The organism is Actinomycetota bacterium (genome assembly GCA_005774595.1).
Classification (GTDB): domain Bacteria; phylum Actinomycetota; class Coriobacteriia; order Anaerosomatales; family D1FN1-002; genus D1FN1-002.
This window is the reverse complement of the sequence record VAUM01000108.1, coordinates 1-5,885: the sequence shown is the minus strand read 5'-3', so window position 1 is coordinate 5,885 and position 5,885 is coordinate 1. Positions and strand designations below refer to the sequence as shown.

The window sequence follows — 5,885 nt, the reverse complement described above, 5'->3', positions numbered from 1 at the left end:
CCGTCGATCGCGAGCGCGCTCACGCGCCCTGCGCCTCGCCCAGCGGCCGCGCGGGGACGCCGACGACCGTGGCGCCGGCGGGAACGTCACGCGTGACGATCGCCCCAGCGCCAACGACCGCAGCGTCGCCGACCGCGACCCCACCGAGCAGCACCGCCGAAGTGCCGCACAGCACCCGTTCGCCGATGCTCGAGTGCCCGCTCATCTGGACGCCCGGTGCGACGTGCGAGAAGCTCCCGACGCGGCAATCGTGCGCCACACAGCAACCCACGTTCAGGATGCAGCCTTCGCCCACGACCGCATCGGCGTTCACCACGGCGTTCTGCATCACGAGAACGCCCGGTCCAAGAGCCGCGGAGGCGCTCACGCACGCCGACGGGTGGACGAGCGTGGGCGCCTCGCCGTTCGCGAACCGCTCGAACAGGCGGGCCCGCGCCGCGCAGTCGCCGACCGCATGGGCGACAGAATCGAAGTCGACTGCGGCGGGGTCGTGCGTGACCCGCAGGCCGCGCACCTCGGAGCCGTCCCGCGCGGGGTCCTCGTCGAAGAAGCCCGCCACCGTGTGACCGCAGGCCAGCACAAGGTCGAACACCTCGCGCGAGAACCCGCCCGCTCCAACGATGAGCAGTCGCACCGCCGACCCCCTACTCGCCCAGGTCCTTCGTCACGCCGTCGCCCCCGTAGACCCCGCGCTTGCCGAGCAGTGCGGCAGGCGTCCGCATCAGGATAACGAAGTCGCGCGCGAGCGACCTGTGGTCCACGTACCAGACGTCGAACTCGATGCGCCTCTCCCACGGCAGGTCGTTGCGGCCGTTGACCTGTGCCCAGCCCGTGATGCCGGGGAGCGCCTCGAGCCGGCGGCGCTGGAAGTCGTCGTAGCGCTCGACCTGCGAGGCGACCGTGGGCCTCGGCCCTACGATCGACATGTCTCCGGCGACCACGTTGAGCAGCTGCGGCAGCTCATCGAGCGACCAGCGGCGCAGGACGCGTCCGACGCGGGTGATGCGCTCGTCGTCGGCCGCGACCGCGAGCCCGAGCCCTTTGTGCTCCGCGTCCACCACCATCGTGCGGAACTTGAAGATGCGGAACGGCGCGCCACCGCGCCCGATGCGCTCCTGCCGGTAGAAGACCGGCCCGCGCGAGTCGATGACGATCGCCAGCGCGATGACTGCCAGCACGGGCGAGAGCAGCGCCAGCAGTACCAGCGAGCCGGCGAGGTCGCACAGCCGCTTCACCGGCGCGCCTCCTCCACCGCGTCGAGCAGCACGCGCTCGAGCTGCCCCGCGAGTTCGTCGCGGTCGAAGCGCTCCTCGGCGAGGTGCCGCGCCGCAGCGCCGGCGGATGCGAGCCATTCGGCGTCGCGCATACAGCGACAGATCGCAGCGGCCGCGCCCGCCACGTCGCCCGGGTCGAGCACGATGCCGGCGCCCTCGCACGCGAGCAGGTCGGCGAGCCAGCCGGTGTGGTTCGTCACGAGCGGCTTGCCGCACGCCATCGTGTCGAAGATCTTGTTCGACCCCACGTCCTCGTAGACGCATTCGGGCCCGGTGAGCATCGACACCGAGACGGTCGCAGCGGTCAGCCACGCGGGCATCTCCGCCTTGGGCCTTGCCCGCAGCAGGTGGAAGGTGTCGCCGAGCACGCCCAGCGCGCGAGCATGCGCCTCGATCGCGTCGCGTTCCCTGCCGTCGCCCATCACCACGAACAGCGCGCCGGGATCGATCGCCTTGGCCGCAGCGGCCACGTCGGCGAGCCAGCCGGCGCCGTTCACGGCACCCAGCGTGCCCGCGAACAGCGCCATCGGACGGTCGTCGAGCCACTCGCGGGTATCGCGGACGGCCTGCGCCCGGGCGGGGTCGGCCGGGAACGAGCGTAGGTCGCATCCGTTGGGGATGACCACGGCCCGCTCGGCGGGATAGCCCTGCGAGACGACCCACTGCCGCATGCCGGGCGCGAACGCGACGATCCGGTCCGCATGGCGATAGGCGTACCGTTCGAGCCGCTCGGCCGCCGCACGGGCGATGGGGTTGTGCAGCGCGCCGAGCGCGACGGGCACGCGCGGCCACACGTCGCGGATCTCGAGCACCATCGGAACCCGGCGCCGCTTGGCGGCGCGCACGGCCGGCAGGGCGATCGTCAGCGGCGTCGAGGTGGCGAAGACGACGTCGGGCCGAAGCGACGCGGCTCTGCGCCCCGCACGCGTGGCGAACGCGAAGAAGGCGCGCACCCGCTCCGCGTAGTTCATCCGGTTGCTGTACGGGACCGGGGTCCAGTGCGCCGTGAAGCCCGCCTCCCGCGTCTCGCGCCAGCCCGAGCCGGCTTCGCCCGAGCGGTCGGTGGTGACCATGTGCACCTCGTGGCCGAGTTCGGCGAACCGGCGCGCGACCTCGTACGAGCGCGTGCCTCCCGACATGTCGGGCGTGTTGAAGTACTGGTGCAGGTATGCGATGCGCATGCGTAGGAGTGTAGACCAGCGGGAGCTCGGCCCGTGCGCGGGAGACGCGCGTGTGGCACGCTGGTCACGTCGGGGCCCGACCCACCGGAGACTTCGTGACCGCCGAGCGGAACCGCAACATCGATGCGCTGCGCGTGGTCGCCGCTGTAGGCGTGTTGTGGTCACACAGCCTCAATGCGTTCTACAGCAGCTACGAGTGGCCGCGGCTGCTCGCGGGGCTGATCCTCGTCGGACGCGCGGGCGTGCCGTTCTTCTTCTTCGCGGCAGGCTGGGCGTACTCCGGATCACTCGAGCGGCACGGGAACCGCGCGCTCCGGCGCCGCGTCCTGCAGCTGGCCGGCATCTTCGCGGCGGCGTGGCTGTTCTCGATGGCCGCGGGGCAGCCGTGGTCGTGGTGGTCGACCGCCGGCGTCCGCGACATCCTCGCCGCTGTCTTCTACGGAATGCCGGCCGGACCGCTGTGGTTCTTCCCCGCGCTCATCGGCGCCACGCTGGTCGGACACGCGATAGCCGGCCGCGGCATGACCGGCGCGGCGGCGGTACTCGCCTGGGTGGCGTTCCTCGCCGGCGTCATCATCACCGCGCTGCTCCCCGGCATCATGGGCGACAAGGCCGCCCTTCTCAACCCGCTCACGCCCGGGATCGTCCTGTACCGTACGGCGGTCTACTGGTGCGGCGCCTACCTGACCGGCATGGCGCTCGCCGAACGCGGTTTCGCGCCCGACGGGCGGCAGACGCTCGCCCTCGTACTCGCGGGCGTGACAGGACTCGCCATCACGCTGGCGATGTACCTCGTTCCGGTGGCGCTGCTGCCGCGGTGGCTGGCCGGCTCGTTGACGAGCATCGCGGTCTGTGTCTACTCGGCGGGCGCGACCTCGCTCGGGGCCGCGGCGTTGACCCCGCGATCAGGCCGTCTCGTCGAGCTCGTTGCGAAGGCAGGACCTCTCGCCCTGTGGGTCTACGTCGTTCATCCCGTCGTGATGACGTGGTTGACCAGGCTGTTCCCAACAGCCTCCTGGGGGCCGTGGTTGTACACGCTCGCCGTCGCCGCAGTCAGCTTCGCGGCCGCGACGGTGGGCCTCTCCGCATGGCGCTTGCTGTACTCTGTCGCGGTGCATCCGACCCGACCGAGGACCGCACCGTGAGACGCTCCGTCCCCCTCATCGCTGCACTCGTGGTCGTCACGCTCGCCACCGCCGGCTGTGCGCGCGGGCACCTGCGCATCCGTGACGACCGTGTCGGCACGTGGACGCTCAGGAACCTCCCGCCGGCGGAAGCGCCGTACTGGAGCGACGCGACCAGCGCGAACACGACCTTCACCCCGCTCGCGGACAAGAACGGCGTGGTCATGTTCAAGAACCGCACCGACCAGACGCTGCACTACCACCCGACCGTGCTCGCCCAGTGGGCCCTGAAGTACCTGACCTCCTACCGGCAGACGAAGGACCCGCGCGACCTGGAGCTCGCCGAGAAGCAGGCGGCGAAGCTGATCGAGATCGCCGAGATCGACGCGGACGGCGTCATGTGGTTCGCCTTCGACTTCGACTTCCCGCTTCACGGCCGCAAGGACGCGAAGGACCAGATGATCGCGCCGTGGTACTCGGGCATGACCCAGGGCCAGGCGCTGTCGACCTTCTCGCGACTGTATGAGGTCACGGGCAAGGCCGAGTACCTCGACGCCGCTCGGCGAGTGGCCGCGTCGTTCGACCTGGAGCCGGCGGGCGTCGGCGAGCCGTGGACCGTCCGCGTCGATGAGGACGGCTACTACTGGGTGTCCGAGTACCCCTCGCCCGGCGGGGACACACAGGCGCTCAACGGCTTCATCTTCGGCCTCTTCGGCCTGTACGACTACTGGGCCGTGACCGGCGATGCCCGCGCGTCGGAGCTGCTGCGCGCCGGTGTCCTCACCGTCAAGGACCACTACGCGCTCTACCGCCAGCCCGGCGGCCTCAGCCTCTACTGCCTCGCGCACCGCGTGACTGCCGAACGCTACCACCGGGTGCACGTCCAGCAGTTCGCCCAGCTGTCGCGCATCACCGGCGATGCGGCGCTGCAGACCATGTCGGACGAGCTCGCGAGCGACTACGCGCCGGGCGCGTCGAAGAACGCGACGGACATGCCGTTCACCGAGGGCCACTCGGCGACGACCAGCCGGACGCCGTAGCTCACGCTCGGACCGGCCGGCCTCCCCGCAGCCATCGCTCGACCGGCAGCGCCGCCGCGAGGATCACCTCGGCGGCCGCCCACGACACCACCAGGAACACCGCGACGAAGGCCGTCGGCGGCAGTGCGTCGATGAGCGCCCAATCCCGCACGGAGCCGTGGATCAGGTAGAGCGGGAACGACACCGCCCCCGCGTGCGCCAAGGCGGCGGTCACGCGCGGCGAGGTACCCTCGGCCGACCGGTCGAGCCAAGCCGCGATGCGCGGTGAGCGCGCGAGCCACATACCGAGCGTGAACTCGAACACCCGGCACGGCAGGAACCAGTCGAGCACACGCTCGTAGGGCAGGTAGCGGAACGCGAGCACCCGGGCCGCCACCGACATGGCCAGGGCGGCGAGCAGCGTCGCGGTCGGCCACCTCGCGAGCGCGCGCGAGAGTAGCGGCCACAGCGCGTACAGAGCGAGGATGACACCGAGGAACCAGCTCATCGGCAGCATGAGCGCCTTCCACCTCACGCCGACGAGGGAAGCGACCCCGAACAGGTCGAGCACGCGGACGTACCACGTGGCCTTGGGCAGGCCCCGGCCGAACACCGTGAGCGTGAGCGCCAGCGCGATGAGGTAGACCGGGTACAGATGGGCGGCTCGGCGGCGCATGAACCGGCCGTATCCGATCGGCACACCTCCGTAGCGCCGCTCGATGAGCAGGCCGGAGAGCACGATGAGCAGCGTCACGCCGATGCCCCCGATGGTGCCCCAGTACAGCCACTTCGGCCCGAAGGGATCCCCGAACGGATGACCGTAGCGCTGGAACAGATGGGCGCCCACGACCAGTCCCACTCCGAGCAGACGAAGCGCATCGAGCGCCGGTACGCGCTTGGCGTCGGCGGCCGTCACCGCATGACCGCCTCGTACAGGTCGAGCAGGGCCGGCATCTGCGCCTCCCAGTTGTAGCGCTCGAGCACGGCCTCGCGCCCGCGCCGCCCCATCTCGACGGCGGCCGCCGGGTCGGAGAGCAGCGTGTCGATCGCCGCGGCGATCGCGGCAGGGTCCGCCGGGTCCACGAGCAGGCCACAGGCCACCTCGGAGACGATCTCGCGCCACAGCGGGAAGTCCGATGCGATGACCGGCAGCCCAGCGGCCATGTACTCGAAGAGCTTCCCGGGGTACGCCTCCATGTGGTTGGGCGCCGGCAGGAACGTCACCAGCCCGATGTCGACCTCCGCGAGCAGCTCGCGCAGGCGGGGCCGGTCGACCCACCCCAGCCA

Annotated in this window: 7 protein-coding genes; 2 read left to right on the top strand and 5 right to left on the bottom strand. The window is 71.2% G+C overall.

Annotated elements, in window-relative coordinates; translation table 11 throughout:
• Window positions 1–19: 19 nt before the first annotated feature.
• From FDZ70_05665 to FDZ70_05655, 3 genes are read right to left on the bottom strand one after another with little or no spacing between them, the layout of a single operon-like run.
• Window positions 20–634 carry an acetyltransferase gene (locus FDZ70_05665; protein ID TLM77172.1) on the bottom strand — a complete coding sequence of 205 codons (615 nt, stop codon included), beginning with the start codon at window positions 632–634 and terminating at the stop codon, window positions 20–22.
• Between the two features lie 10 nt (window positions 635–644).
• Window positions 645–1,352: a sugar transferase gene (locus FDZ70_05660; protein ID TLM77171.1), complete on the bottom strand. Its 708-nt coding sequence runs from the start codon at window positions 1,350–1,352 to the stop codon at window positions 645–647.
• Window positions 1,232–2,455, bottom strand: coding sequence for a glycosyltransferase family 4 protein (locus FDZ70_05655; GenBank protein TLM77170.1), 1,224 nt, complete (start codon window positions 2,453–2,455; stop codon window positions 1,232–1,234). The genes FDZ70_05660 and FDZ70_05655 overlap by 121 nt, the downstream gene beginning before the upstream one ends.
• 50 nt (window positions 2,456–2,505) lie before the next feature.
• Between FDZ70_05655 and FDZ70_05650 the strand changes: the two genes are divergently transcribed.
• A complete protein-coding gene (locus FDZ70_05650; protein ID TLM77169.1) occupies window positions 2,506–3,600 on the top strand; it encodes an acyltransferase in 1,095 nt (364 codons plus the stop codon).
• Window positions 3,543–4,619: a hypothetical protein gene (locus tag FDZ70_05645; protein ID TLM77168.1), complete on the top strand. Its 1,077-nt coding sequence runs from the start codon at window positions 3,543–3,545 to the stop codon at window positions 4,617–4,619. Before FDZ70_05650 ends, FDZ70_05645 begins: the two co-directional genes overlap by 58 nt.
• A gap of 1 nt (window position 4,620) precedes the next feature.
• Here FDZ70_05645 and FDZ70_05640 read toward each other — a convergent pair whose 3' ends face one another.
• A complete protein-coding gene (locus tag FDZ70_05640) occupies window positions 4,621–5,721 on the bottom strand; it encodes an acyltransferase (GenBank protein ID TLM77167.1) in 1,101 nt (366 codons plus the stop codon).
• Window positions 5,511–5,885, bottom strand: a 375-nt coding sequence (locus FDZ70_05635; GenBank protein ID TLM77166.1) for a glycosyltransferase family 4 protein, incomplete at its 5' end; no start/stop codon positions are given. The genes FDZ70_05640 and FDZ70_05635, both read right to left, overlap by 211 nt.